Genomic DNA, 23,925 nt, shown 5'->3' with positions numbered 1-23,925 from the left:
CGCCGATGCTGGATGTCCTGGGCCTGGAAGCCGATGACGAGCGCGTCTACCGGGCGTTGCTCGGACGCCCGAACGTCACCGCGACGCTGCTTGCCGATTCGCTCGTCCTGTCGCAGGCCCACGTCGACCGGGCACTGTCCCGACTGGCCGAGTGGGGCCTGGCGACCGTCTCGGCGGACGAGCGGTTCACCGCGGCGCCGCCGGCCATGGCGCTCGGCGCGCTCATCAGCCAGCGCCGGGACGGGCTGCGCGTCGCCGAGCAGGCACTGGCGGCCTTCGCCGAGGAACACCGGGCGACGATGACCGGGAGCAGCATCAGCGATCTGATCGAGGTCGTCACGGGCGTCGACGCCATCCGCCATCGCTTCCTCCAGGTGCAGCTGGCGGCCCGCACTCAGGTCCGCTCCTTCATCACCGCGCCGTTCGTCGCCCTGCCTCCCGAGGAGAACACCGCCGAACCCATGGCCCTCGGCCGCGGAGTGCACTTCCGGGCGGTACTGGACCGGGCCGTGCTGGCGGAGCCGGGCATCATCCACGACGCGATCGAGTCAATGCGCAACGGCGTGGAACTGCGTGTCGCCGACCGACTGCCGATGAAACTCGTCCTCGCCGACGCGGAGCTGGGTCTGGTCCCGCTCGCGGTCACCCCGGCCGGAGAGCCCGGCGCCGTGCTGCTGCACCGCAGCGGCCTGCTGGACGCGCTGGACGCGCTGTTCGAGACGGTATGGGCGGCGGCCCACCCGCTCGCGTTGGCGGGCACCGGCGGAGCAGCCGAATCCACCGTCGAGTTCGGAACGACAGGCCCGACCGACCTCGACCGAAGGATCCTCGCGCTCCTCCTGGCCGGCCTCACGGACCTGACGGCCGCGACGCAACTGGGTCTTTCACCGCGCACGCTGCACCGGCGCCTGCGCCACCTCATGGACATGGCGGGCGTCCGCACCCGGATGCAGCTCGGCGGTCACGCCGTTCGACACAGCTGGGTGGAGCCCCACTGAACGCGCCGTCCGGCGCCGTACCGCCCCGGCCTCACGGTGCGGCCGGCGCGGACAGGCGGTGGGAGGTCAGCCGGTGGCCCGGGCGGCCTGTTCGATGAGACGGGTCGTGGTGCGCGGGTGGCTGATCATCGCGACGTGGGACGCCCCCGGCGCCTCGACGACGTGCCGGGCGCGAGCCCGGTCGTAGAAGAAGCGCTGCAGCGCGGGCGGGATGGCCTTGTCGGCGTCGGCGACAAGCCCCCAGGAGGGGATCGTGCGCCACGCGACGGCGGCGGTCGCGTCGGTGAAGCAGGTGGCGCTGAAGGGCCGCTGGGTGGCCTGCATGAGGCGGGTGGTGGCGAGCGGCAGGTCGGCGGCGAACGCGGCCCGGAACTTGTCGGGCGGCCATACCGGGCCCGCGACCACGATGTTCTTGATCGTTGCCATGTTCGTCTCCGGTCCGGAGGGACAGGCCCGGTGCCTGTCCGACGCTCTCCATCCAAGCCGGGCGCCCGGACGCGGAACACGCAGAGCAGCACGCAGAGTTGCGCGGACGGTGGCCCGGCCGCACCTCAGGAGACGGCGGTGGCGGCTCCGGCCAGCGCATGGCAGCGGCTGCCCGCCTCCGTGTCGCCGATCGACTCGAACACCAGCGCCGCCCGCGCGTACGCACCGCGGCTCTCGTCGGTACGGCCCTCCTCGGCCAGCAGCGCGGCGAGCGTCTCCAGGGCCTCCCCGTGCCGGTAGTCCGACACCTGGAGCGCCTCCAGGAGTTCGAGCCCTTCGCCGAGCCCGGCTATCGCCTCGGCACGGCGGCCGAGGTGTCCCAGACACTGGGCGATGCGGATCAGCGCGTAGGGCCGGCTGTGCGCCACGACGCTCGGCGTCATCCCCGAGTGTTCGTCGTCCATCAGCGCGAGCAGGCTGACGTAGTACTCCAGCGCCTTGCCGTGGCGTCCCTCGTCCCGCAGGCAGTTGGCGACGTGGGCCAGGCACTGGACGTGACTGTCCATGTCACCGATGGTCCTGAACGTCTCCGCCGCGCGGAGCGACATCGCGAGCGCCTCGTCCCACCGCCCGAGCAGGCGCAGTGCTCCCGCCGTGTACTCGCCCGCCCAGGCGACCTGTGCGGTGGCGCCGGCCTTGGTGGCGACCTCCAGGGCCTCGGTCGCGTACCGGAGCATGAGCTGCGGTTCGCGCGGCGGCACCGAGTGGACCCAGGACAGATAGTTCAGTTGCGCCGCCTGCTGCGTCAGGTCACCGAGGGCGGCGGCGGCCTCCGCCCCGAGGGTGAAGACCTCGTGCCAGTGCGGGCCGTGCACCCACCGTTCGGAGAACCAGTGCATCGCCTCGGCACAGTCGAGGACGAGGGAGGGCCGGTCGCCGACCGCCATCCGCATCGCGCCCAGCCAGTAGTCCACGTTGCCTCGCAGCCACCAGTCGGCCTCCTCGCCGGAGGACTGGACGGCGAGATCCGGGTCGGGCCGGTCAGGGCGGCCGTAACCGGGTTCGAACCATCGCCCGGACATCGTGGCCATCCGCAGCAGCCATGACGTCACCCGTTCCGTCGACGCCTGCCGCCCGGCCGCGGTCTCCTCCGCCTGGAGCCGGTCGCGGGCGAACAGCCGGACGAGGTCGTGGAAGCGGTAGCGGCCCGCGGTGCTGTCCTGCAGCAGGCCGAGGTCGACGAGTTCGTCGAGAGCGTCCCAGGCGTCCGCGATCGGCACTCCGCCGGCGACGGCCGTCAGCGCGGCGTCGAAGTCCCGGCCGGGGATCACGGCGAGGCTCCGGAACACCCGGCGCGCGGAGTCCGCGAGTTGCTCGTACGACATCCCGAACGCGTTGGCGATCTTGAGATCACCGGCCTTGAACTGCTCCAGCCGGCGCTCCTCGTCCGCCAGCCGGGCGGCGAGCTGGGCGGCGTCCCAATCGGGGCGGCTGAGCAAGCGGTTGCCGATGATCCGCAGCGCCAGCGGCAGCCCCCCGCACAGGTCGGCGAGCCGGGTGAGCGTCGACGCCTCGTCGTTCGCGGAACGCTCGCCGAGTATCCCGGTCAGCAGCTCGGTGGACTCCGCCGACGGCAGTGGGCCGAGGACGAGTCTGCGGACCCCCTCCAGGCCTGCCGGCAACCGTCGCGTGGTGATCAGCGCCCTGCTCGCGCCCCCTCCCGGCAGCAGCGGACGCACCTGCTCCTCCGACGCGGCGTTGTCGAGGACGACCAGGACACGCTTCTCGCGCAACAACGACCGGTACAAGGAGGCGCGTTCCTGGGGATCGCCCGGGACGTGCCGGTCGGCGACACCGAGCGCGCGCAGCAGCATCCGCAACGCGTCATCGGCGGCCAGGGGCCGCTGGGACATGCCGAACAGATCGAGGAACAACACCCCGTCGGGGAAGCTCGGTCGCACGGCATGAGCGGCGCGGACCGCGAACGTGGTCTTGCCCAGGCCGGCGGAGCCGGTGACGAGCCCCACCACGCCGACGCCCGGCGAACTCTCCACGTACACGAGCTCGCTCATCCAGATCAGTTCCGCTGCACGGCCCGTGAAGTCCTCGACCGACCGGGGCAGTTCGCACAGACCTCCCTGCCGCGTCCAGTGGTCCCGCAGCCGGCCGTCGCGCGCCAGCTCGATCAGCCGCGTGCGCGCGGTTCCGTCGAGCTTCAGCGCATCCGCGAGGGCGGTCACGGTCCGGGCCTGCGGCCCCTTGCTCCGCCCGCGCTCCATGTCCGACAGCGTCCGGGCACTGACCCCCGACACCTCCGCCAACTGCTCCAACGTCAGCCGTGCCGCGCGGCGATGACCACGCAGCACTTCGCCGAAACCGGGCCGGCCCGCCCCACCCATGTCACTCATGGAGTCACACTCCCGATCCCGGGACGGCGCGGGACTGTCCAGGACGGGCGGGTGTTGACCTGGGCGACGGTGGCCTGGGCCAGCTTCCTGTAGTGGGTCGCCATCCCCAACAGGTTGATCCCCACGCCGACCGCCTCGATCGTGCGCGCCGCTTCGCACACCCGTGGCTCGAAGCCGGCGGCGTGCAGGCTCAGGGCGCAGGTCAGCCCGGCGATGCCGCCGCCGACGACGGTCACTCTCATCGCTCAGTTCCTTGCCCTTCGCCGGGGCCACGTTGCCGGCCGTCCGTCCGCTACCAGCCTCGGGACTTCGACCGCGCACGTCCAATACGCAGCGGTGATGGCAGCGGTCACGTTCGCTGATCGCACCCCGTGGCCCGCTCGGCCGACCCGTCGGCACAACCAGGGTTCCCAGCAGCGGAGTTGATAACTTGGCGGCCATGGAGCTCCGTACCCTCGAGTACTTCGTCGCGGTGGCGGAGGAGCGGTCGTTCACCAAGGCGGCGGCCCGCTGCCATGTCGTGCAGCCCGCGATCAGCCAGCAGATCCAGGCGCTGGAGAAGGAGTTGGGCGAGCCCCTGTTCGAACGGCTGCACCGGCAGGTCGTCCTCACCTCCGGCGGTGCCGCCCTGCTGCCGCACGCCCGCGCCTGTCTGGCGGCGGCCGCGTCGGCGGTCCTGGAGTTCGCCGACCGCTCCGGACTGCTCAGCGGCTCGTTCGCGCTGGGGACCGTCGGCGGTCTGGAAGGCACCAGCGTTCCCCGGCTGCTGGGGGAGTACCACCGGCGGTACCCCCGGGTCGCGGTGAGTCTCACCGGGGCGTCCAGCCCGTCCCTGCTGGACAAGGTCCGCGACGGGGAGATCGACGCGGCCGTGGTCGCGGGACCGCCGGAGGGCGGACCTCCCGCCGTCGCGTCACGGATGCTCCTGGAGGACCGGATCGTCGCGGTCCTCCCCGCCGGCAGCTGGGCCCCGAACCGTCCGATGAGCCTCGACGAGGCGGTACGGAGCCCCGTCATCAGCTACGGCCCCGACAGCGGAGTGCACGCGTACATCCGCGCTGCCTTCGCCGCGCAGGGGCTGCGGCTGGACATCGCGTACGCGACGAACGACGTCGCCCTCCAGGTCGCGCTGGTGGCGGAGCGGATCGGTGTCGCCCTGACCTCCCACGCGAGTCCGGTCCTCGCCGCCGACCCGCGCTTCGTCGTGGTCCCGCTGCACCCCGCCATCCGGCTGCGGAAGGTGTTCGTCTGGCGATCGGGCACCGGGCCGAGTGCGCCGCTGAGAGCCTTTCTGGACCTCTGGACGGAACTGTCCGACGGACCGGCGCTGGTGGACGGCCGGACCGGCGACGGGGCCGTCGTCGCGTCCGCCAACGGTGGATGACGTACGACGGGGGTCGGGATCAGCGGCTCGCGAGGGCCTCGCAGGCCGTCAGGACCTGGGTGCGCAGCCAGGCGTTGGCCGCGTCCCTTACCCAGCTCCGGCGCGGGCGGGGCGAACGTAACGTCTGGCGAGGTTGGGCTGAGTGGAGGCAGGCGCCGTCGACACGGGAGGGGGCTGGGCGGCACACTGATCGCGGAGGTGACGCGGGTGGCGGAATCGGTGGAAATGCGGGCCGCGGTTCGGGACACGTACGGGCCGGCTGACCTCAGCTCGGTCCCGGTGTTCGCCGGGGGGTTCATCAACTTCGGGTACTGGGGGGCGGTCGATCTCGCGGAGCCGATCTCGGTCGAGGACCGGGTCCGCAGCCAGGAGGACTTGTACCGGCAGGTGCTGGACGCCGTCGGTCCGCACGCCGACATGCGGCTGCTCGAGGTCGGCTGCGGGCTCGGCGTCGGCTGTGCGCTGGCCCTGCGCGAGGGCCGGCCGGCGCACATCACCGGCATGGACATCCACCCGCAGCAGCTGGACCGCGCCCGGCTCGCCAACGCCGCTCTGCTGGAGGCCACTCCCTCGCGGCTCCGGTTCGTCCGGGGCGCGGCGGAGGAGATGCCGTTCGATGACGGCGAGTTCGACCGCGTTCTCAGCGTCGAGGCCGCCCAGCACTTCGACGACATGATCGCCTTCGCCCACGAGACGGCCCGGGTTCTGAAGCCCGGCGGGCGGGTGGCCGTCGCGAGCTTCTTCACCCCGGACGACGACCCGGACCACAGCGCACGGCTCGCCGCGCTCCTGGAGTCGTACGCGGACGGTCTGGACATCGCCCGTCCCGTCACGCTCATCACCAAGGCGTTGACCTGGGCGGGCCTGACGGACGCGCGGGCCGTCTCCATCGGTCCGGAGGTGTGGGAGGGCTGGGACCGCTGGCTGTCGGACCAGTGGAAGCCGGGCACCTGGCCGCGCAACTTCCTGAAGGCCTACCAGGAGGGCGACCTCGACTACTACGTCATCACGGCCACCCGCCCCGAGGCCTGACCTCCCGATCTGCTGGCCTCCTGAACCCGTACGGGAGGTTCAGGACTCGCCGAAGACCAGGGCGAGTTGGGCGTCCAGCGCGGCGACGGCGTCCTCCTCGGCGGTGGTCGAGACCCGAGCCGGCCTGCGCGACACGATCGCCGCCCGGCGCGCCGAGTACGCGCGCGAGCTGCGCCGTCGCAGGGCTCCGGTCGCCCTTCTCTCGGACGGTACGGACGTGGAGACGCTCCTGCCCGCCGAGCCGTCCGACGGCCGGTCGCCCACCGGCATGGGCGCGGCATCCGGACGCGTCACCGGCCGGGCCCGCGTGGTCCGCGACCCGGCCGACGCGTCATCGAACCCGGCGACATTCTTGTCGCCCCCACGAGCGACCCGGGCTGGACCCCGCTGTTCCTGACGGCCGCGGCCGCGGCCTCGTGACCGAGACCGGTGCGGTGACGGCGCACGGCCCGACGGTCGCCCGCGAGTACGGCATCCCGGCCGTCATCTGCGTCCCGGCCGCCACCACACGCATCCGCGACGGCCAGCTGATCACCGTGGACGGCGCCACGGGCACGGTCACGCTGGATTCCGGAGGGGGCGGGAGCAGCCCGGGCCGGTGCCCCGTCTCGACGGGGCACCGGCCCGGGGAGTGTCTCGCGCGCTCGTGTCAGCTCGCGTGGACCTTCAGTGCCGTCCGGACGGCGGATTCGAGGGCGCCCTCGATCCAGGCGGGCTTGATGGAGGTGTGGTCTCCCGCGAAGTGCAGCGGCCCTTCCGAGGTGGGGATGTCGGGGAACAGTTCCGTGTGCTGGCCGGGGAAGAGCACGGAGGCCTCACCGTAGGCGTAGTGATCGCGCATCCACGACTGGGTCTTGCACTTGGTGGTGAAGAAGACCTCACAGCGCCGGCCGAAGACGGCCTGCACACCGGCGAGCGCGCGCAGATACCGCTCCTCGTCGGCGTACGCGTCCCACTTCAGGGCGTCGTCGGACCAGCTGTACGAGGCGAGGACGATGCCTCCCGCGCTCCCTTCCATGGGGTGGGCGTGCTCGAAGAACATGAAGCGGTTGGCGTTGTCGCTCACGGAGCCGCCGCCGCGGACGTGAGCGGCTTCGGGTTCGGGTTCGCCGTTCATGACGGGGCGGAAGGGGGCGAAGCACTTCTTGAGCTCGGCGGGGACGGTCACCCCCAGGTTCCGTACGGACTTGTGTGCGCCGAGGTGCCTGCCGTCCTTGACCCGACCGTTCTGGTACTTCGCGTACAGCCCGTCCTCGATGGAGTTCAGAGCCTCCTTCCACTGCTCCTCGGTGAACTCCCACCAGCGCTGGGAGAACTCCAGCAGCACCTTGGTCGCGGCGTCGTAGTGCAGTTCCGTGATCGCCCGGCGCTTGCCGTAGGCCAGGGGAGGGTCGAAGGCCACGTGGCGCAGTCCGGAGAAGGGGACGGTGATGATCGCCTCGTCGCCCTCGAAGACCTCCGTGACTCCCCCCTTGCTGGTCTGGCAGTCCTCGGAAACGGTGTGCACCCTGATCTGCCCGCCGCCGCGTTCGACGCGTACGGCGCGCCTGTCGAGCCGCACCTTGCCCTTCACGGGCGCGTACAGCGCGTCGACGAGCTTCGCCGTGCCGCCCGGGATCTCCCAGAACTTGGTCTTGGGGTCGATCAGCGCGCTGCCCAGGAAGCTGTGCAGGAAGGAGAGATGCAGCCGGGACGTCAGGTTCTGGAGGGTGCCGATGAGGTCGATGGTCCTGGTGTCCAGCTTCGCGACCTCGGTGAGATAGCGGTACATGGACCAGTGGCCGTACCGCTGGAGGACCTCGACCCACCCGCTGACGAGGGCCGTCCCCTCCTTGCCCCGGATGAGCTGGTGTGCGGGTTCGAGGGCGTCCGCGAGGATGGCGGCGGCGGTCTTCGTGCGGTGGGGGCCCGTGACGCCGAAGGTGTCGTTGATCGGCGCGGGGTTCTTCTCGTAGTCGGCCCGGCGCGTGTGGACGCCGTTGACGTGGATCCAGGTGCGATTGGCGCGCTTCGTCGGGTTCTCGACCTCCACGTCCACCAGAAGGAACTCCTGGCGCGGGAGGCCGAACTTGTCGATCAGCGCCATCAGGAGGGGGTGGCTGTCGGGCAGCCGCATCGCGCCGGCCTCGGCGTACTGCCGGGGGTCGGCGAAGGGCTGCTGCCCGTTCTCGTGACCGCCCTTGCGGAACGTCTTGATCCGGCCGCCGACACGGTTGCCGTTGGCCTCGATCACGACGACATCGTGGCCCGCCCGGTTGAGCAGGTCGGCGGCGAGCAGCCCGGCCGGACCGGCCCCGACGATCAGGACCCGCTTCGTCGCCCTGGCCCGGCCGGCGGGGAGACCGTTCTTGACGGTTTCCAGGTAGGCCGGGACCAGCGATTTGTCGTGCTCGTCGTAGACGACGATGGCGCGGGCGACCTTGGTGAACGCCTCGGGGTCGGTGCCGGGCGGCGCCGGCGAGGGTGACGTGGCGGGACTCAACGCCGCTGCGGGCATGGCAGAGGTGACGGTGAGTCCGGCGGCGAGCGCGGAGGCCCCGGTCGCCGTGATCACGGCGCGCCGGGAGGGCGGTACGGCCGGAGACGAGGGGTCTGGAGTGGTCATGTCGTATGTACTCATCGATGATCACACTCGTCGTACGAGCAGACGCGGAGCCAGCGCGTTCACACGTACGAACCGCAAACCACTCGATGCGCTTGATGACGCCGCCGCCCATTGACGGCGACGGCCAAGGCCGCGGCCCCGCCACAGCCCCCGGTCACACGATGCGTCGCCTCACCGAGCGGCGAGTACCTGCGCCCACGGCTCGTCTATGTCGGCCAGGCCCAGCACGGCGACCACGTTGTCGAGCATGCCGGCGCCGAACCAGCGCCGTACGGCCTCGTCGTCGCCCAGCAGTTGGCGAACCGTCTCGACCTGCTTGGCGTAGCACCGGCGCACAGCCTGCGCCACCAGCGGCTCGCCGGCGGCGCAGTTCGCGTGCATGAGGAAACGCAGGACGTTCCGGTCCGCGACGAGCGCGGCGTAGGCGCCGCGCGCCGCATCCAACGCCGCCTCGGGCGTCGGCCGGGCCCCATCCGGCGCCGGTGAGTGCGCGACCAGGGTCTCGGTCATGACGACGGACACGTGATCGACCGCCGCCGCGAACAGTGCTTGCTTGTTCGGGTACAGGCGGTAGAGATACGGCTGGGAGATGCCGACCCACTCGGCGATCTCGTGTGTCGTCGTCCCGTAGAAACCCTTTTGCGCGAAGCAGTCGACCGCGGCGGCCATGATGGCCTGACGTCGTTCGTCGCTCTTCGTACTGGTACCGGCTGCGGGCATGGGCATCAGTTAAACACGGCGTCCTCAGCCCCCGAACGTCACGCCGAGGTCAGCGTCGGACGGCACGTCGTGCGGTGTCAGCGCCTCGATCGCGACCAGCGGGTTCCAGTAGTCCAGGTAGTGGGTGATGCGCGCGTCGGCGTCGGTCCGGACGACGGAGATACAGGTCTGCTCGTACGGCTTGCCGGTCGGCAGCGCCGTGCCCGTCGAGCGGAACTCGGCGATCACGAGGCTCGGGTCGGCCGTCTCGTGGAACACCAGGTCGACGAACTCGACGTCGAAGGTCTCGGGAAAGTTCCTCATGTGCGCGACCAGTGCGTCCCGCCCCGTCACCCGTCGCGGCACGCCGTCCGGCGCGTACGGGAATTCGAGCACCGCGTCGGGCGCGAACAGCTCCGCCCATTCGTCGACGCGTCCGGCGGCGGTGAGGCGCAGGTGCTCGGCGAGCGTGTGCTGGGCGGCGGCGCGGCGGTTGGCGACGTCTTCCTCGGTCATGTCCACTCCTACGTTAGTGGTCGACCTATAACCTACCACTCGCGGCAGCCGTTGTGGGGGCGTGCAGGAGGTAACGCCGGGAAACGCGGGCCCAGTTCGCAGCGAGGGCAGCGGTCGTAAGGCTGCTTTCAGTGGCGGCGGAAGTGTCGGCGCCAGCTGAAGCCGCCCGGCAGCCGCACCGACGCGCTGCGGCCGCCGCCGCTGTGCTGGGTGAGGTGCGCGCGGCGCGGGCCGACGCTCAGCGACCAGCCGTGCGTGCCGATGTTCAGGCGCAACAGCTTCGGGATGAGCGTGATCTGTTTATGGTAATGAATCGACATGTCGGCCTCCTGGACACCAGGCTGCGCGACGAGAGTGGCGGGGCCGTCACCGCCCCGCCACGATCGTGTCACCGCGTCAGGTCCGCCGGAGCCCGTCCTCGTGGCGGGCGGCACGGGCCGCGTGCGCCAGGTCGAGGTCGGTGCTCTCGGGTGCCAGGAAGCGCGAGACGAGACCGCCCAGGGCCAGTACGCCGGCCCCGGTCAGCAGCACGAACTCGACGCCGTACCGGCGCGGCGCCAACGCCGTCTCCGCCACGGCATCGGGCACGCCCTGACCGCGCACACCGGCACCCCGCACGGGGTCGCGCTCGCGGCCGTACTGGAGGAGGAGGTCATGGAGTCTCGGCCCCGGCCGCCCGCGAGGCCTACGAGACCGTCGCCCGGGCGATGCGCCTCGCCCCGCCCGCCGACGGCGACTGGTCGCGCGCCGCGATCACGGGCGTACGCGAACTCTCCGGAGCCATCGGCGTCAAGCGGCCGCCGGCCGAACTCGGGGCGGACGCGGCGATGCTGCCCCGGAGAACCTGCGCACGGTGGAACGCGGCTGACGAAAGTTCGGTCTGGGGTGAATCCTTTCCGTACCTCCCCGTCTCTTGTGTGTGTACCGGCCGAACGGGCCGGCGGAGCCGGGAGGAAAGAACTCCATGATGGTCACTGTTCTTGTTGTGATCGGCGTCCTGCTCGTGGGCGCGTGTAGCTGGCACTTGATGAAGCGCTACAAGGCGCGAAGCTGAGGAGAGATGAACCAACGCTTCCGGTGGCCGGACGAGCGGCTGATCAAGGCCGCTCAGGACGGCGACGTCATGTCGCTCACCACCGTCGTCATGGAATCGCAGCCGCATGTACGGAAGTTCGCCCTCTCGCTCTGCGCCTCGCCGCAGGACGCGGAGGACGCGGCGCAGGAGGCGCTGATCATCCTCTACCGGAAGATCGGCAGCTTGCGGGCCACCGGCGCGCTTGCCTCATGGATGTTCCGGATCGTGCGCAACGAATGCCTCCGGCAGGTACGGCTGCTCGTCTCACGCGGGGACGAGGCGTCGGCCGACCCGGAGGCGTCCGCGGAACCGTCCGCCGAGGAAGCGGTGCTGCACAGGCTGGAGGCGGAGCGGATCGCGGCCGCGGTCAGCGCCCTGCCCCGTGACCAGCGGCAGATCCTGATCATGCGGGACGTACAGGGGCTGCCCGGCCGGACCGTCGCCGACGCGCTCGGTCTGAGCAACGCCGCGATGAAGTCGAGGCTGCACCGAGCGCGCGCGGCACTGCGTCACGCCCTGGCAGCGACCGAACAAGCCATCGACCACCCAGCCGAAGGAGGCCGACGACCGTGAACAAGGCCACTGCACAGCCCGCGACGAACTTCGCCAGCAGGTCAGTGCCGCGCCACCTGGCGCGCGGCGCCATCGGGTTCGGGCTGATCGTCGGCTCGATCGCCCTGGTCCCCGTCGCAGGCCCGGCCACCCTGCTGGCGGCCCCGTTGGCCCTGATCGCCTTCCGCGGCTGCCCCACCTGCTGGATGGTCGGCCTGGCGCAGACCATCTCCCGGGACCGCCTGGAACGCCAGTGCGTGGACGGCGCCTGCACCCTCGTCAAAGCCGCGGAGGCCCCTTGACGAATGTCGCCGCCACCATCGCCGCCACGGCCGGCTCGGACGTCGGCCTACGGTGCGTCGCCGGCCGGGTCCGGGGCGAAGAGTTCTCGTAGGTGGTGGCGGGAGGTGATGTCGAGCTTGCGGAAGATGTTCCTCAGGTGGGCGTCGATCGTGCGCTTGCTCAGGGACAGCCGCATGCCGATCTCCCTGGAGGTGGCACCGGTCGCGACGAGCGCGGCGATATGACGTTCCTGTTCGGTGAGGCGATGCGGAGCACCCTCGGTGCGGGGGCGGGCGCGTGCGCCGGTCGCCCGGAGTTCGGTGGCGGCGCGTGCGGCGAATGCCTCGGCGCCCATCCGTAGCGCGGACTCGTGGGCGACCGTGAGCTGAGCCCGGGCTTCGCGGCGCCGCCCGGCCCGGCGCAGCCACTGCCCGTACAACAGCCGCGCCCTGGTGAGCAGAAGCCCCGGCCCGCTGTCGGCCAGGTACGTCACCGCCGACTGGTAGTGCCGTCAGAAGGGGCCGGAACGTGAGGCGGCCCTGGGCAGCGGGTGGAGGTTGCTGCCCAGGGCCGGCGGGGGCCAGCCGAGCCGGGGGTGGAACTGCTGGCCGTTCAGCGCGGCCGGCGCCGAGGACGCTACGCAATGGCGATTGTCGACGCCGGCCGCAGTTCGAGAGCCCCGCCGAAGCCCCGTGCGTAGCGAAGTGGAACGCTGCCGGGCTGTGAAATCCGTAGCGAGTACGGATTGTGGCGCCGTTCCTGCTCCGCCCCGCCGGAAGTCCGACGGCGGCGACGGATCAGCCCGCCCGGGCGATATGACGGATTCCCGCGCATCGCCTGAAAAGACTGTCCCGCTGTGGTGCATCGTGACCGCCTCGCCTGCTTCCCGGCAGGTCAGCGGTGGCCACACCCACAGCTTGGCCTTTCAACTGATCGATATCTACACGTAGTTTTTATTACGAAGACCGGCGCCATTAATTAGACTCCGGAACGCGATACGTGCGCGGTACATGGGGGGATCCACCGATATGGCCATGAACAAGCGGGCTCTGCGGGCGCTCCTGCGCGAGCGCCGCGAACTCATCGATCCGGAGGCCCACGGATACGACCGGCCCCAGGGCCGCGGCCGGCGCGCGCGTGGACTGTCCCAGCAGCAGGTCGACGAACTCACCAGCCGGGCTCAGCACACCTACAACCGGCTCGAGACCGGATCGATGACCAGCCCGGCCGTCGACTACCTGCGCCAGGTCGCCCGGCTCTTCGGCCTCAACGAGCAGGAGTGGGTGTCGCTCTGCCGGTACGCGGGCATCGGCGACCCGCCCGGCCCGCTGAACCAGTCGTCGGGCCTCGAAGTGCCGGGTGTCTGGCAGGAGGCCGTCGACGGCATCTCCCACATGGCCTACGTGACCGACGCCTCCTGGAACCTGCTCGCCCACAACGAGCCCTGGGCCGAGCTGTTCCCCGGCGGCCGGATACCCGACAACACGATGCGGTGGATGCTCCTCGACGCCGAGGCCCGCGACGTGCTCCTGGAGTGGAAGACCGTCTGGGCCCCCCTCGTACTGCCCCAACTCCGCGCCGCGCTCGCCGTACGCCCCGATGACGAAACGCTTCACCAGATCGAGAAGGAAGTCGTCGCCGACCCCGACCTCGCCCCGATCTGGGGCGCCGGCGGCGCCCACATCCACCCCGACGGCGACGAACGCCCCATCCTCCACGCCACCCACGGCCCGGGCCACGTCACCATGTGCGCCGCGCAGCCCCTGACCGCCCCCGGCGCGCGCCTCATCATCCTCCTGTACCACCCCGGCAAGAAGAAGGCCCACGCCCGCGTACCCATGCTCCGCGCACCCGACATCCGCCGACCCTGAGCAGGGGGAACGCCCGACACCTGGCTGACGTACGGTGTCCGCACCCCCCACGCAGACACCCATTGCCGGAGGACCCGCGTGCCCGCCCACATCTCCCGACCCGTCACGGTCCTGCCCGCCCACAAGGTCACCACGGGCGAGATCGTCGACGACATCCTCGCCCGCCACCCGGACCATCCGCGGCGTGCCGCGCTGCCGCGCGTCATCAGCTCCCTGCGGGTCGACACCCGCTACTTCACCCGGCCGCTGACGGCCCCGACGATCTCGGGGCCGGCCGGCATCGAGGACCGCTCGCGGACCGCGTTCGCCGACGCGCTCGCCATGGCCACCCAGGCCGCCGAGCGCACCCTCACCCACGCCGGCCTGGCGCAGGGGCCCGACCCCGGGTCGTACGCGGACATCGACGCGATCGTCACCACCCACTCCACCGGCTGGGCCGTCCCCAACCTCGACATCCACCTGACGGCCGCGCTCGGCCTGCGGCCGACCGTCCGCCGCGTCGCGCTGACGACGATGGCGTGCGCCGGCGGCACCCAGGCCCTCATCCGCGCGATCGACCTCGTCGCCGCCCGACCCGGCAGCAAGGTCCTGGTCGTGGCCGCCGAGGTCATCTCCAGCGTCTACAACCACGCGGACACCAGCATCGAGGCGATGATCTACAAGGCGCTGTTCGGCGACTCCGCCGCCGCCTGTGTGGTCTCCGACGAACCCCTCGGCCCCGGCCTCCGCGTCGACGGGCCCGACGACACCTTCGAGTTCGTCCTGCCGGACTCCGCCGACCGCTACTCCGGACGGATAGGCGCCGACGGCTTCCACTTCGACTCCACCAAGGCCGCGCTCTCCGCCGCCGACGACGTGCTGCCGACCGTCCTCGACTGGATCGGCCCCGACCGGCCCGCCGAGTTCGCCGCCATCCACCCGGGCAGCCCCCGCATCATCAGCGACACCGCCGCCGCACTCGGCCTCGACGACACCGCCGCGCGCCACTCCTTCACGACCCTCGCCGAGGAGGGCAACCTCGGTGGCGTATCGATCCTGCGCGTACTCGAACGTACCCACGCGGACCCGCCGTCGGCCGACGCCCACGGCCTCCTCATCGCCTACGGCCCCGGCTTCGCGACCGCCGCCGTGCGCGGAACCTGGACCGGCTGACGAGCACCACGGGAGCGCCCTGGCGGCCGAGGTCCGGGATACCGAGCCGTCAGGGTGTCCGGGATGCCCTCGACCCCGCCCCTGATCGACCCGCAACCCCTAGGATTCCTGCGGGGGTGGGGCGGAATGGAGAGCCGTGCGCAGCCGCTCGGGGGAGACGACCCGGAGCAGGTCGGCCCGTACCGGATCAGTGGACTGCTGGGCAGGGGCGGGATGGGCTCCGTCTATCTCGCGCGTTCGCGCGGCGGCCGGGCGCTCGCCGTCAAGGTGATCCGGCCGGAGCTGGCCGGGGACGCGGAGTTCCGGCGCCGGTTCGCCCGCGAGGTACGGCTGGCGCGGTCGGCGGGCGGGGTCTTCACCGCCGGTGTCGTCGACGCGGACCCGGACGGCGAACCGCCCTGGCTCGCCACGGTCTACGTGCCCGGGCCCTCCCTCGACGGGGCGGTACGGGAGCACGGCGCGTGGCCGGAGGACTCCGTACTCGCCCTGGCGGCGGGGCTCGCCGAGGCGCTGGAGGCGATCCACGCGGGCGGTGTGATCCACCGCGACCCGAAGCCGTCCAACATCCTGCTCGCGTCCGACGGTCCGCGCGTCATCGACTTCGGCATCTCGGCCTCCGCCGAGGCGACTTCCGCGCTGACCCGCAGCGGAGTCGTCCTCGGCAGCGTCGGATTCATGGCCCCCGAACAGCTCACCGGGGCGGAGGTCACGGGCGCGGTCGACGTCTTCGCCCTCGGCTCGGTCCTCGCGTTCGCCGCCACCGGCCACGGGCCGTTCGGCGGTACGTCGGCGGGTGGCGGCGACGGGGCGAGCCCGGCGCGCGTGATGTACCGGGTCGCCCACGAGGAGCCCGAATTGACGCGTTGCCGCCCCGGGTCCGGGCGCTCGTCGCCCGCTGCCTGGCCAAGGCGCCGGGCGACCGTCCTTCGGTACGGGAGCTTCTGGACGGGCTCGCACCGGTCGCCGTCGCCGGTCACTCCTGGCTGCCGGCCCCCCTTACGGACTCCGTGCCGGGCGCGTCGGAGGTCCCGCCGCCGATGCCGGTGGCACCGCCCGCCCCGACACCCACCGTTCTCGACGCGGCACCGACCCGGTCTGCCGCCCGCGCCAGGCCGGACTTCCCCGCCCGGCTGTGTGGGAGACGTTCAGGACGCGGTGCCCGCTCCGGGCGCGGCGACCGTCCCCGCCACCCCGGCGGTCCACCTCGCCAAGCAGCCTCCCGTACGGAAGGGGGCGCGCGGCGGGCCGATCGCCGCCGCGGTCGCCGCCGCCGTCCTGGCGACGGGCGGCCTCACCTGGTACCTGGCCGGGAACCCCGGGGGCTCCGGTGCCAACTCCGCGACGGACACGCCGACACCGTCCGTCTCGGCGTCCGTCTCGGCCTCCACCACGGCCAGTTCACAGCCCGCGCCCGCCCCGCCGAAACCGACGACCACCTCGCCGACAGCCGACGACGACGTTCCGAACCCCGTCGTCGGCAACTGGTGGGGGAGCTACAACTGCTCCCAGGGCGTGACCCGGCTCTCGCTACGGATCACCGCGTCCCCGACGGGGGCCCTGGAAGCAGTGTTCTCGTTCTCCGCCCACCCCGACAACCCCGGTGTGCCGAGCGGGTCGTTCCGGATGGTCGGCGCGTACGAGGAGGCCGGGCGCCGGATGGTCCTGCGCGCCGACCGCTGGATCGACCAGCCGGACGGCTACCTCATGGTCGACCTCGAAGCGCGGGTGCCGGCGGGCGAACAGCCGTTGGCCATGGACGGCGACGTCGTGAACGACGACACGGACTGCACGACCTTCGCGGTCGTCCGCCGGGCTCTGTGAGGCGAACCGCCGGGCCCCGGGTTGCGTCCTCTCCGGGGGACGATGGCGTCCGGCGGAGGAGACCGGTGAGATGACGGGTGAGAACGTAGGGATCGTGCTGTGCTCCCTGGCGGGCCTGCTGTGCCTGTGGGCGCTGGTACGGGAGCAGCGGCTGCAAGGGGAGCTGCGGCGGCGAGGAGTGCACGCGGAGGGCCTGGTCGTCGGCCAGGAGCGGATGTCGTCCGAAGATCCGTGGACGCCGGTGATCGAGTTCACCGACCTGCGGGGGGAGCGGATCACGTTCAGGGCGAGGGCGACGGGCACCGGCCTCGGCCTCGACGTCGGGTCCCATGCGCCGGTCGCCTATCTGCCCGAACAGCCGGAAACGGCACGGGTGTTCACCCGTAGGCACCGCATCGCGCACCTCGTCCTCCTGCCGATCGGCAGCGTCGCGTTCCTCGGCGCGGCGGTCCTGATCGTGCTTACGGGCTGACGTCCCACAGGCTGACGTCTCATGGGCCGGAGGCCGTCGCCCCCGGCGGTCAGCTGCGCCCGGACTCCCGCACCGTGCAGGACCCGGCGGCGGGGCACCAGTGGGTGCGGCCGCCGACGAGGTGGAGTTCGAGGTCGGGGTCGCGCATGCCGTTGCTGTGCAGGGCGGCGCGCAGGGCGGTGGGCGCCATCGCGGGTGCCGCCCCGACTCCGGGTTCTGCCGGAGGCGGGGCGGGGACAGTCGAGGACGGCCGTCGGACGGCCGTCAGTCGAGGGCGATCCGGATGTTCTTGACGCCGCCCGACTCGGAGAAGCCGTTGATCCTGATCGACCCGCTGACGCTGTGCCCCTCGTAGTCGTAGTACGCGTCGCCGTTCTTCCTGTCGCCGGTCACCTGGATGCCGTGGAAGCCGCTGCCCGAGCAGGTGCGCGTGACGGTGCCGGTGAGGCGGTAGCCGTACCAGCCGTCGCTGTTCTTCCAGTAGGTGTAGTCGCCGGTGAACCTCGCGCACGTGGCCGTGCGGGTGATCGGGGCCGCCTGGGCGACGCCCTGGCTCAGTAAGGCGACCGTGGCCGTCATCGCGCCGATCACCGTCGCCGCTCGTTTCGTGTTGAGTCGCACGTCGTCTCCGAGAAGAAGTCGGGATTGCCTTCGGACCCGGCGAGCCTTGTCGGCGCGGTCGGGGGTCGGCAACACGACTTCGCTGTCCCGGACGTGCCGGTGGCGGTGCGACCTGGTCACGGCGCTGGTCAGGTGCTGTCCGGGACGGCCTGTCCGAGGGGAGCGGGAGCTCAGCTCAGTCGCGGCGGGTCCGGGGTTCGATCCGGAAGTCGAAGGCGAGCGTGCCGGGGTCCAGGGCCGTCGCTCCGCCGTCCACCGTCAGGACGGATCCGTTGACGAACGAGGACGCGGGGGAGAGCAGCCAGGCGACGGCCTCGGCGACCTCGCGCGGCTCGCCCGGGCGCCCGGCGGGCAGGACACGGGTCACCTCCTCGTACGCCGCGTCGACACCGCCGTTCCCGAGCCCTGCCTCGTCCGCGAACCGGCTCATCCGGCGGTCCGCCATGTCCGTGCGCACCCAGCTCGGGCACACGGTGTTGGCGCGCAGCCCCGCGCCCCCGTAGTCGACCGCGAGCGAGCGGCAGAGCTGGAGGAGCGCTGCCTTGGACGTCGCGTACGCGGCGTTGCCCACACCGTTGCGCAGGGCGGAGACCGAGGCGACGGCGACCACCGCGCCCCGCGCGTCGAGGAGGTGGGGGAGCGCGGCGCGCAGCAGATGGAACGGGCCGGAGAGGTTGGTACGCATGACCTCGTCCCAGTCGTCGAGCGTCACCTCGCCGACCCCGCCGCCGCGCCCGATGCCGGCGTTGAGGACCACCCCGTCGAGGCGGCCGTACGTGGCGACCGCCGTGTCGACGAGTGCGCGTACGGCGTCGGGGTCGCCGATGTCGGACGGGACGGCCAGGGCACCGCTCTCCTCCGCGACGAGGTGCAGGGGCTCGGGCCGGCGCCCCGAGATCACCACGTGGTGATCCGCCTCGCGCAGCAGCCGGGCGGTCGCCGCGCCGATGCCCGTTCCGCCGCCGGTCACGAGGTACACGCGCTGGTCCGTCATCGTCGTCGACCCTCTGCTGTTGTCCGCTGTCTGTCCGGTGCTGCCGCCCGCCTTCCTCATGATCCTATGCAGCGGACGCGACGGATCCCCAGCCGCATATTGCGCGCTGCCGTCCGGGTCAGGCCTTGACCGGGGTGAGCACCACGAAGTCCGCGTTCGACGGGTCGACGCAGACGGCCAGCCGGCCGACGCCCTCCGCGTCGTCCGGGCCCATCTGCACGCTGCCGCCGTTCGCCGTCACCCGGGCGACCGCCGCGTCGCAGTCCTCGACGTCGAAGACCGGGTGCCAGTACGGCCGCCCGTTCGTCAGGGTGAGCTGGTCCTTGGGCATGCCCATGATGCCGCCCTGCATCCGGTCCTCGGCCAGCCCGGCCGGGGTGACCAGCGAGTACGTACCGCCGCCGCCCGGCAGCTCCATGTCGCTGTACCACCAGCCGAAGACATCGCCGTAGAACTTCTTGGCGCCCTCGGCGTCGCTCGTGTACAGCTCGGTCCAGGAGAGCGAGCCCGGCTTGTCCACGAGTTCCACACCCGCGTTCGTGCCGGGCTGCCAGACGGCGAACTGGCCGCCCAGCGGGTCGCTGTACTGCGCCATCCGGCCCCACTCGTCGAGGTCCATGGGGGCGACCCGGACCGTGCCGCCGGCCTTTTCGACCGCCTGGGTGGTGGCATCCGCGTCGGTGGTGTTGTAGTAGATCATCCAGGCCGAGCGGGCGCCCTTCTCGGTGAGCTTGCCGAGCCCGGCGACGATCTTGCCGTCCCTGCGGAACATGCCGCCTTCCATGTCCTCGCCGCCGCCCTCCATGGGCTCGTAGTCCCAGCCGAGCACGGCGCCGTAGAAGGCCGCCGCGGCCGGTACGTCGGGGGCACCGAGGTCGAGCCAGCAGGGGGTGCCGGGGACGGGTTCGTTGGTGATCATGAGCTTTCCCTTCGCAGGTCCTTCGACGTCAGCCATTGACGCCAGCCTTGCACCGGCCCGTCGGTCGCGCATGACGGACGGGCGCCGTGAAGGATGGACCCTGTACGCCTCCGAAACTCATCGCTGTCGGGCGGTGGGCGCGGACGAGGCGGGCAAGGCAGAACAAATGGAAGGGCGCCGCCTTGCTCGACTACAGGTGAGGACCCGCAGCGAAGAGCCCCCGAAGGCCGGTGGGGCCTTCGGGGGCTCTTCGTCGTCAATGGATCTGACTCCGCTGCCGGTTACCTGTCGGAGGTCAGCGGGCTTGGCCGCCGAAGCGGGTGCCCACGGCAGGGAAGCCGCCGGTGCCGCGCCGCGGCGGCGGCCGCGCCCCTGGCCGCCTGCGCCGCCTTGTTCGCCGCCCTGGCCGAGCGCTGGACGTCCTGTTCGGCGGCCTCGGCCTCGGCCTTGGCCTCCAGCGCGGCCTCCTTCGCCTTCTCGGCGGCCTTGACCGCCTGCTGGGACAGCTCGACGGCCTCGTCGGTCTTCCGGCCGGCCCGGCGTCCCTCCGCCTCCACGACCTTGACCAACTGCTGGATCGTCGCGGTCTCTTCGTCACGCGCCCGGGCGATGTACTGGCCCGTCTCCAGGAACCACCGGATCGCCCTCGGTGACCCGTCGTCCAGTGCCCGGGACGCGTACTCCCGCACCTGCGGTGACGCCGTCACGAGGATGGACGTCACCTGCACACGCGCGTCCTCCTCCTGAGCGGTGAACTGTCCGCCGCTGAGGAAGGTGCGCAACGCGAAGTCCGAATCGGCAGCCAGCGCTGCGGATGCCTCACGCTTCACGGCACGACCACCGTGGGCCATGACCGTGGTCACGGCCACCTCGAGGTCCTCGCGCACCGCGGTCTGGAAACCGCCCATGAGGAAGGTCTCGATCGCCGCTGTTCCGCCGGACAACGCCGCGCCGATACCGTCGCGAGTCGCCCTGCCCGCCATGGCCAGGGACTGCGTGAGCGTGAACCTGTTGTCCTCGGCCCGGGCCGCGGGCAGCTTCTCGTCGAGGAACGCCGTCACGTCCGCCGCACTGCCCACCAGGGCCGCGGCCGCGGCGGTGCGGACGGCACGGCCGCCCGTTCTGTACGCCCCAGACCACCTTGCCGCGGTCCGTGTCCGGCAGACCGGATCCCTCGGGCACCGAGTCGGTGCCGGCCTCACTCGCCGCGTACGCGGGGCGGGTGAGGACCGTGCAGTTCGGCAGCGCACAACCGGCTGCCACCCCGGCGAAAGCGGCGAGCATCTGACGTCTGCTGAACTGTCGTGGGCGCTGTGCCATCACGACTCCATCTACTGCGCTGATCCTGACCAGGACGTGCTCCCGGCCGTCGACGGACTGTCGTAGTCGGTGGTCCGCACCCGGTACACCGAGTCGGACGCCAGGCTCAGGAAGCACTCCGCGGCGGAGGGCCGGTCCGCACGGCCCGTGTCAGGGCACCGGCGGCGGTCGCGGTGCCCAGGACGCGCGCCGATGTGCTGCGTGGCTTCATCCCAGTCTTAGAAGTCGACAGTCGACAGGAGCGGACAGGAGAGACTCCACCGCCCCCTGCGGTCCAAGTTCCTTATGCAAGCGGGGCTCGGCGGGCGCGTCCAATTCAGAAATCGGGCAGAGCTGTGCAACCCCCGGGTAGCTGCCATGATGTGCGTCACCCGCGGAAATGGTTGTAGTGATCTTTGTAGAGAATCGGTTCCGGTACGGCCTGACGCGATGAGCTTGCCGCCTGCGCCAGCGGACTGCTGGTCGCTGAACTGGGCCGTCGGAACGTCCTGCTTGACGTGGTCGTCGTCTACCCACCGCCCACGGACTCTCCGGAGACTCCCGACGGAATCGCGCGCTCCGGAACCCGTGGCCCGTGTCAGGAACCGTTCCCGGCGCGTTGGCACTCATGATCCATGGGTTCCGGAGCCGGCCCGCGCCGCGGCCCGGACGGACCGGACCCCCCCGGCACACCGCAGGCCGTGTGCCGTGTCGAACGAACCCCGAGGAATCCACGTGCCCCTTTCGTCGCAGAGACGACTTGCCGTCAGCGCCACCCTGCTCGCCGCGCTCGCCTCCGCCGCCGCGCCCGCCACCAGCGCCTTCGCCGCACCCGCCGCCGCACCCGCCGGTCCCGCCGCCGCGGGCTCCGGTGCCGCCGCCACCGTCGGCGGCGTCGCCACGTCCGCCGCCAGCGACGTCGTCCGCGGCAGGTTCTTCCCCGACATGGCGGGCGTCAACGACGCGCTGAAGGCCGCCATGGGCAAGGGCGCCCCGGGCGCCATGGCCCGCTACACCGGCCCCACTGGCGTCCAGACGCGGACCCTCGGCGTCCGCGACCGGGTCTCCGGCGCGGCCATGGACACCCAGGCGCGCTTCCGGATCGGCAGCGTCAGCAAGACCTTCTCCTCCGTCGTGCTGCTGCAGCTGGTGGACGAGGGCAAGATCGAGCTCGACGTGTCGGTCAACCGCTACCTGCCCGGGCTGCTGCCCGACGACAAGATCACGGTGCGTCATCTGCTGACCCACCGCAGCGGCTTGGCCGACTACACCGACCCCATGTTCAACCAGACCGTGCCCGGCTTCGAGGCCGTCCGGAACAAGGTGTTCACCTACCAGGAGCTGGTGAACCTCTCCCTGAAGGAGCCGCGCACCACGCAGCCCGGCGTCGCGTACAAGTACTCGAACGCGAACTTCGTGGTCGTCGGCATGCTCATCGAGAAGGCCACCGGCACGACCGTGGCCCAGGAGTACGAGCGCCGCATCATCCAGCCGCTCGGCCTGCGGAACACCTCGTACGTACACCCCGACACCAAGATCGCGGGGCTCCAGGTGCGCGGTTACCTGCACCCCGACGAGGCCGGCGCCCCGCTCGTGGACTCCACGGAACAGACCGTGTCCTGGGCGCAGTCGGCCGGCGCGATCATCTCCGACCCGCAGGACCTGAACACCTTCACCACCGCCCTGATGCAGGGCAGGCTGCTGTCGCCGAAGATGCTCGACGCGATGACGACGGTCACCCCGACCGACACCACCAACACCCGCTTCTACGGCCTCGGCCTGCGCCGCTACGACCTCTCCTGCGGCACGAAGATCTACGGCCACACCGGCACCGTGCAGGGCTTCTACACGTACGCCTTCGCGACCCGGGACGGCCGGCGCAGCCTCGCCGCGATGGCGAACACCTCCAACCGCGGTGAGGCCAACACCGCGCTCGGCGGCACGCTGGAGGCCGCGTTCTGCGGCAAGAAGCCGGCCGTGGCGAAGTCGTCCTCCCGCGCGGCACTCGACGCGCCGACGGCCGCCCCGGACCTGACGGCGCTCCCGGCCGAGCAGGACCTGGCCGAGAACCGCTGATCCACCCGTACGTCCCGTCGGGCGGCCGGTCCCTGACCGGGCCGCCCGACGGGGCGCTACGCGAAGGCGCCCCCCGCCGGTCGCTGACGGGCTGACGTGATTCCTCGGTGGATGTAACTGGTGCTACATTCCTGTCCGTGACAGGCTCAGATCGCCGGGTCCGCTGGCTCGTGCTCCTCATCCGGCTGCCCGCCTCGCCCTCCAAGCACCGCGTCGCGGTCTGGCGGGAGTTGCGCAAGGTCGGCGCGCTCTCGCTCGGCCAGGGCGTCTGGGCCGTGCCCGACGTGCCCGCCTTCGCTGACGGGGTCGCCCGGGCGACCGAGCTGACCCGGCGGGTGGCCGACGGTGAGGCGATCACCCTGGAGGCGGTCGGCAAGGGAGCCGAGGACGCGGACCGTTTCCAAGCGCTCTTCACCGCCGCGCGCTCGGCGGACTGGGCCGAATTCCTCGCCGACTGCGGCAAGTTCGAGGAGGAGATCGCCAAGGAGATCCGGATCGGCAAGTTCACCCTGGCCGAGCTGGAGGAAGAGGAACAGAGCCTGGAGCGGCTGCGCCGCTGGCACCGGGACCTGACCGCGCGCGACGTCTTCGGCGCACCCGAGGCGGCCGAGGCCGGTGAGCGCCTCAAGCACTGTGTCGCCGTCTGCGAGGAGTACGCGGAACGCGTCTTCGTCATCCTGCACGCCGCCGACGAGGAGCCCACCCCGTGACCCCCGGCGCCCC

Annotated in this window: 25 protein-coding genes and 2 pseudogenes; 12 read left to right on the top strand and 15 right to left on the bottom strand. The window is 71.7% G+C overall.

Translation table 11 applies throughout. The features are described from left to right. Nucleotides 1–5: 5 nt before the first annotated feature. On the top strand, nucleotides 6–998 hold the full coding sequence (locus Q5762_RS02935; RefSeq protein WP_315890317.1) for a helix-turn-helix domain-containing protein: 993 nt from the start codon (nucleotides 6–8) through the stop codon (nucleotides 996–998). A 66-nt stretch (nucleotides 999–1,064) separates the two neighbouring features. Here the strand turns inward: Q5762_RS02935 and Q5762_RS02930 are convergent, their stop codons facing one another. The 3 genes from Q5762_RS02930 to Q5762_RS02920 all read right to left on the bottom strand — a co-directional run bounded on the left by Q5762_RS02930 (nucleotide 1,065) and on the right by Q5762_RS02920 (nucleotide 4,074). Beyond that, entirely contained in the window at nucleotides 1,065–1,424 is a 360-nt protein-coding gene (locus tag Q5762_RS02930) for an alpha/beta fold hydrolase (protein ID WP_315890316.1), read from the bottom strand. 125 nt (nucleotides 1,425–1,549) lie between these two features. Further along, complete coding sequence (locus Q5762_RS02925; protein WP_315890315.1) at nucleotides 1,550–3,832, bottom strand: helix-turn-helix domain-containing protein; 2,283 nt, start codon at nucleotides 3,830–3,832, stop codon at nucleotides 1,550–1,552. Then, nucleotides 3,829–4,074 (bottom strand): NAD(P)-binding protein, encoded by a 246-nt coding sequence (locus Q5762_RS02920; RefSeq protein WP_399494303.1) that lies wholly within the window; start codon nucleotides 4,072–4,074, stop codon nucleotides 3,829–3,831. The genes Q5762_RS02925 and Q5762_RS02920 overlap by 4 nt, the downstream gene beginning before the upstream one ends. Before the next feature lie 197 nt (nucleotides 4,075–4,271). Between Q5762_RS02920 and Q5762_RS02915 the strand changes: the two genes are divergently transcribed. Together Q5762_RS02915 and Q5762_RS02910 are read left to right on the top strand one after the other, a co-directional pair. Beyond that, complete coding sequence (locus Q5762_RS02915) at nucleotides 4,272–5,216, top strand: LysR family transcriptional regulator (RefSeq protein WP_315890314.1); 945 nt, start codon at nucleotides 4,272–4,274, stop codon at nucleotides 5,214–5,216. Between the two features lie 207 nt (nucleotides 5,217–5,423). After that, entirely contained in the window at nucleotides 5,424–6,248 is an 825-nt protein-coding gene (locus tag Q5762_RS02910; protein ID WP_315890313.1) for a class I SAM-dependent methyltransferase, read from the top strand. Nucleotides 6,249–6,287: 39 nt separating this feature from the next. Here Q5762_RS02910 and Q5762_RS02905 read toward each other — a convergent pair whose 3' ends face one another. Next, the gene (locus tag Q5762_RS02905) at nucleotides 6,288–6,542 is read right to left on the bottom strand and encodes a hypothetical protein (RefSeq protein ID WP_315890312.1); all 255 of its coding nucleotides are present in this window, start codon (nucleotides 6,540–6,542) and stop codon (nucleotides 6,288–6,290) included. Nucleotides 6,543–6,625: 83 nt separating this feature from the next. Between Q5762_RS02905 and Q5762_RS39920 the strand changes: the two are divergent. Next, nucleotides 6,626–6,790, top strand: a pseudogene (locus tag Q5762_RS39920) (PEP-utilizing enzyme); the annotation flags it as partial. Nucleotides 6,791–6,897: 107 nt separating this feature from the next. On the opposite strand, the gene Q5762_RS02900 reads toward Q5762_RS39920, so the two are convergent. The 5 genes from Q5762_RS02900 to Q5762_RS02880 form a co-directional block, all read right to left on the bottom strand. Further along, nucleotides 6,898–8,853: an FAD-dependent oxidoreductase gene (locus Q5762_RS02900; protein ID WP_315890311.1), complete on the bottom strand. Its 1,956-nt coding sequence runs from the start codon at nucleotides 8,851–8,853 to the stop codon at nucleotides 6,898–6,900. Between the two features lie 171 nt (nucleotides 8,854–9,024). Next, a complete protein-coding gene (locus tag Q5762_RS02895) occupies nucleotides 9,025–9,573 on the bottom strand; it encodes a TetR/AcrR family transcriptional regulator (protein ID WP_315890310.1) in 549 nt (182 codons plus the stop codon). Nucleotides 9,574–9,597: 24 nt separating this feature from the next. Continuing rightward, nucleotides 9,598–10,068, bottom strand: a complete 471-nt coding sequence (locus Q5762_RS02890) for a nuclear transport factor 2 family protein (RefSeq protein WP_315890309.1) — start codon at nucleotides 10,066–10,068, stop codon at nucleotides 9,598–9,600. Between the two features lie 128 nt (nucleotides 10,069–10,196). Then, nucleotides 10,197–10,388 (bottom strand): DUF4236 domain-containing protein, encoded by a 192-nt coding sequence (locus Q5762_RS02885; RefSeq protein WP_315890308.1) that lies wholly within the window; start codon nucleotides 10,386–10,388, stop codon nucleotides 10,197–10,199. A 76-nt stretch (nucleotides 10,389–10,464) separates the two neighbouring features. Next, nucleotides 10,465–10,656 (bottom strand): hypothetical protein, encoded by a 192-nt coding sequence (locus Q5762_RS02880; RefSeq protein ID WP_315890307.1) that lies wholly within the window; start codon nucleotides 10,654–10,656, stop codon nucleotides 10,465–10,467. A 472-nt stretch (nucleotides 10,657–11,128) separates the two neighbouring features. Here Q5762_RS02880 and Q5762_RS02875 point away from each other — a divergent pair, with 472 nt between their 5' ends. Further along, on the top strand, nucleotides 11,129–11,716 hold the full coding sequence (locus tag Q5762_RS02875) for an RNA polymerase sigma factor (protein ID WP_315890306.1): 588 nt from the start codon (nucleotides 11,129–11,131) through the stop codon (nucleotides 11,714–11,716). Beyond that, nucleotides 11,713–11,997: a hypothetical protein gene (locus tag Q5762_RS02870; RefSeq protein WP_315890305.1), complete on the top strand. Its 285-nt coding sequence runs from the start codon at nucleotides 11,713–11,715 to the stop codon at nucleotides 11,995–11,997. Before Q5762_RS02875 ends, Q5762_RS02870 begins: the two co-directional genes overlap by 4 nt. Nucleotides 11,998–12,044: 47 nt before the next feature. Here the strand turns inward: Q5762_RS02870 and Q5762_RS02865 are convergent. After that, nucleotides 12,045–12,482 (bottom strand): annotated as a pseudogene (locus Q5762_RS02865) (LuxR C-terminal-related transcriptional regulator); the annotation flags it as partial. Nucleotides 12,483–13,011: 529 nt separating this feature from the next. Here Q5762_RS02865 and Q5762_RS02860 point away from each other — a divergent pair. From Q5762_RS02860 to Q5762_RS02845, 4 genes are all read left to right on the top strand, one after another. Beyond that, nucleotides 13,012–13,848, top strand: coding sequence for a helix-turn-helix domain-containing protein (locus tag Q5762_RS02860; protein ID WP_315890303.1), 837 nt, complete (start codon nucleotides 13,012–13,014; stop codon nucleotides 13,846–13,848). A 78-nt stretch (nucleotides 13,849–13,926) separates the two neighbouring features. Next, nucleotides 13,927–15,000: a PhlD gene (locus Q5762_RS02855; protein ID WP_315890302.1), complete on the top strand. Its 1,074-nt coding sequence runs from the start codon at nucleotides 13,927–13,929 to the stop codon at nucleotides 14,998–15,000. A gap of 126 nt (nucleotides 15,001–15,126) precedes the next feature. Next, nucleotides 15,127–16,821, top strand: coding sequence for a serine/threonine-protein kinase (locus Q5762_RS02850; RefSeq protein WP_315890301.1), 1,695 nt, complete (start codon nucleotides 15,127–15,129; stop codon nucleotides 16,819–16,821). A 70-nt stretch (nucleotides 16,822–16,891) separates the two neighbouring features. Then, a complete protein-coding gene (locus tag Q5762_RS02845; protein WP_315890300.1) occupies nucleotides 16,892–17,293 on the top strand; it encodes a DUF3592 domain-containing protein in 402 nt (133 codons plus the stop codon). Nucleotides 17,294–17,342: 49 nt separating this feature from the next. On the opposite strand, the gene Q5762_RS02840 is transcribed toward Q5762_RS02845, so the two are convergent. The 5 genes from Q5762_RS02840 to Q5762_RS02820 all read right to left on the bottom strand — a co-directional run bounded on the left by Q5762_RS02840 (nucleotide 17,343) and on the right by Q5762_RS02820 (nucleotide 20,888). After that, entirely contained in the window at nucleotides 17,343–17,483 is a 141-nt protein-coding gene (locus tag Q5762_RS02840) for a hypothetical protein (protein WP_315890299.1), read from the bottom strand. Between the two features lie 74 nt (nucleotides 17,484–17,557). Next, on the bottom strand, nucleotides 17,558–17,914 hold the full coding sequence (locus tag Q5762_RS02835) for a hypothetical protein (protein ID WP_315890298.1): 357 nt from the start codon (nucleotides 17,912–17,914) through the stop codon (nucleotides 17,558–17,560). 175 nt (nucleotides 17,915–18,089) lie between these two features. After that, nucleotides 18,090–18,908: an SDR family oxidoreductase gene (locus Q5762_RS02830; RefSeq protein WP_315890297.1), complete on the bottom strand. Its 819-nt coding sequence runs from the start codon at nucleotides 18,906–18,908 to the stop codon at nucleotides 18,090–18,092. A 118-nt stretch (nucleotides 18,909–19,026) separates the two neighbouring features. Next, the gene (locus Q5762_RS02825) at nucleotides 19,027–19,827 is read right to left on the bottom strand and encodes a VOC family protein (protein ID WP_315890296.1); all 801 of its coding nucleotides are present in this window, start codon (nucleotides 19,825–19,827) and stop codon (nucleotides 19,027–19,029) included. A 281-nt stretch (nucleotides 19,828–20,108) separates the two neighbouring features. Beyond that, on the bottom strand, nucleotides 20,109–20,888 hold the full coding sequence (locus Q5762_RS02820; protein ID WP_315890678.1) for an ALF repeat-containing protein: 780 nt from the start codon (nucleotides 20,886–20,888) through the stop codon (nucleotides 20,109–20,111). A 973-nt stretch (nucleotides 20,889–21,861) separates the two neighbouring features. Here Q5762_RS02820 and Q5762_RS02815 point away from each other — a divergent pair. Continuing rightward, nucleotides 21,862–23,202 carry a serine hydrolase domain-containing protein gene (locus Q5762_RS02815; protein ID WP_315890295.1) on the top strand — a complete coding sequence of 447 codons (1,341 nt, stop codon included), beginning with the start codon at nucleotides 21,862–21,864 and terminating at the stop codon, nucleotides 23,200–23,202. 137 nt (nucleotides 23,203–23,339) lie between these two features. Beyond that, complete coding sequence (locus Q5762_RS02810; protein WP_399494295.1) at nucleotides 23,340–23,912, top strand: Chromate resistance protein ChrB; 573 nt, start codon at nucleotides 23,340–23,342, stop codon at nucleotides 23,910–23,912. The last annotated feature ends 13 nt before the right edge of the window (nucleotides 23,913–23,925 follow it).

The sequence above is a fragment of the Streptomyces sp. P9(2023) genome (genome assembly GCF_032436795.1).
Classification (GTDB): Bacteria; Actinomycetota; Actinomycetes; order Streptomycetales; family Streptomycetaceae; genus Streptomyces.
This window is presented reverse-complemented; position numbering and strand designations above follow the sequence as displayed.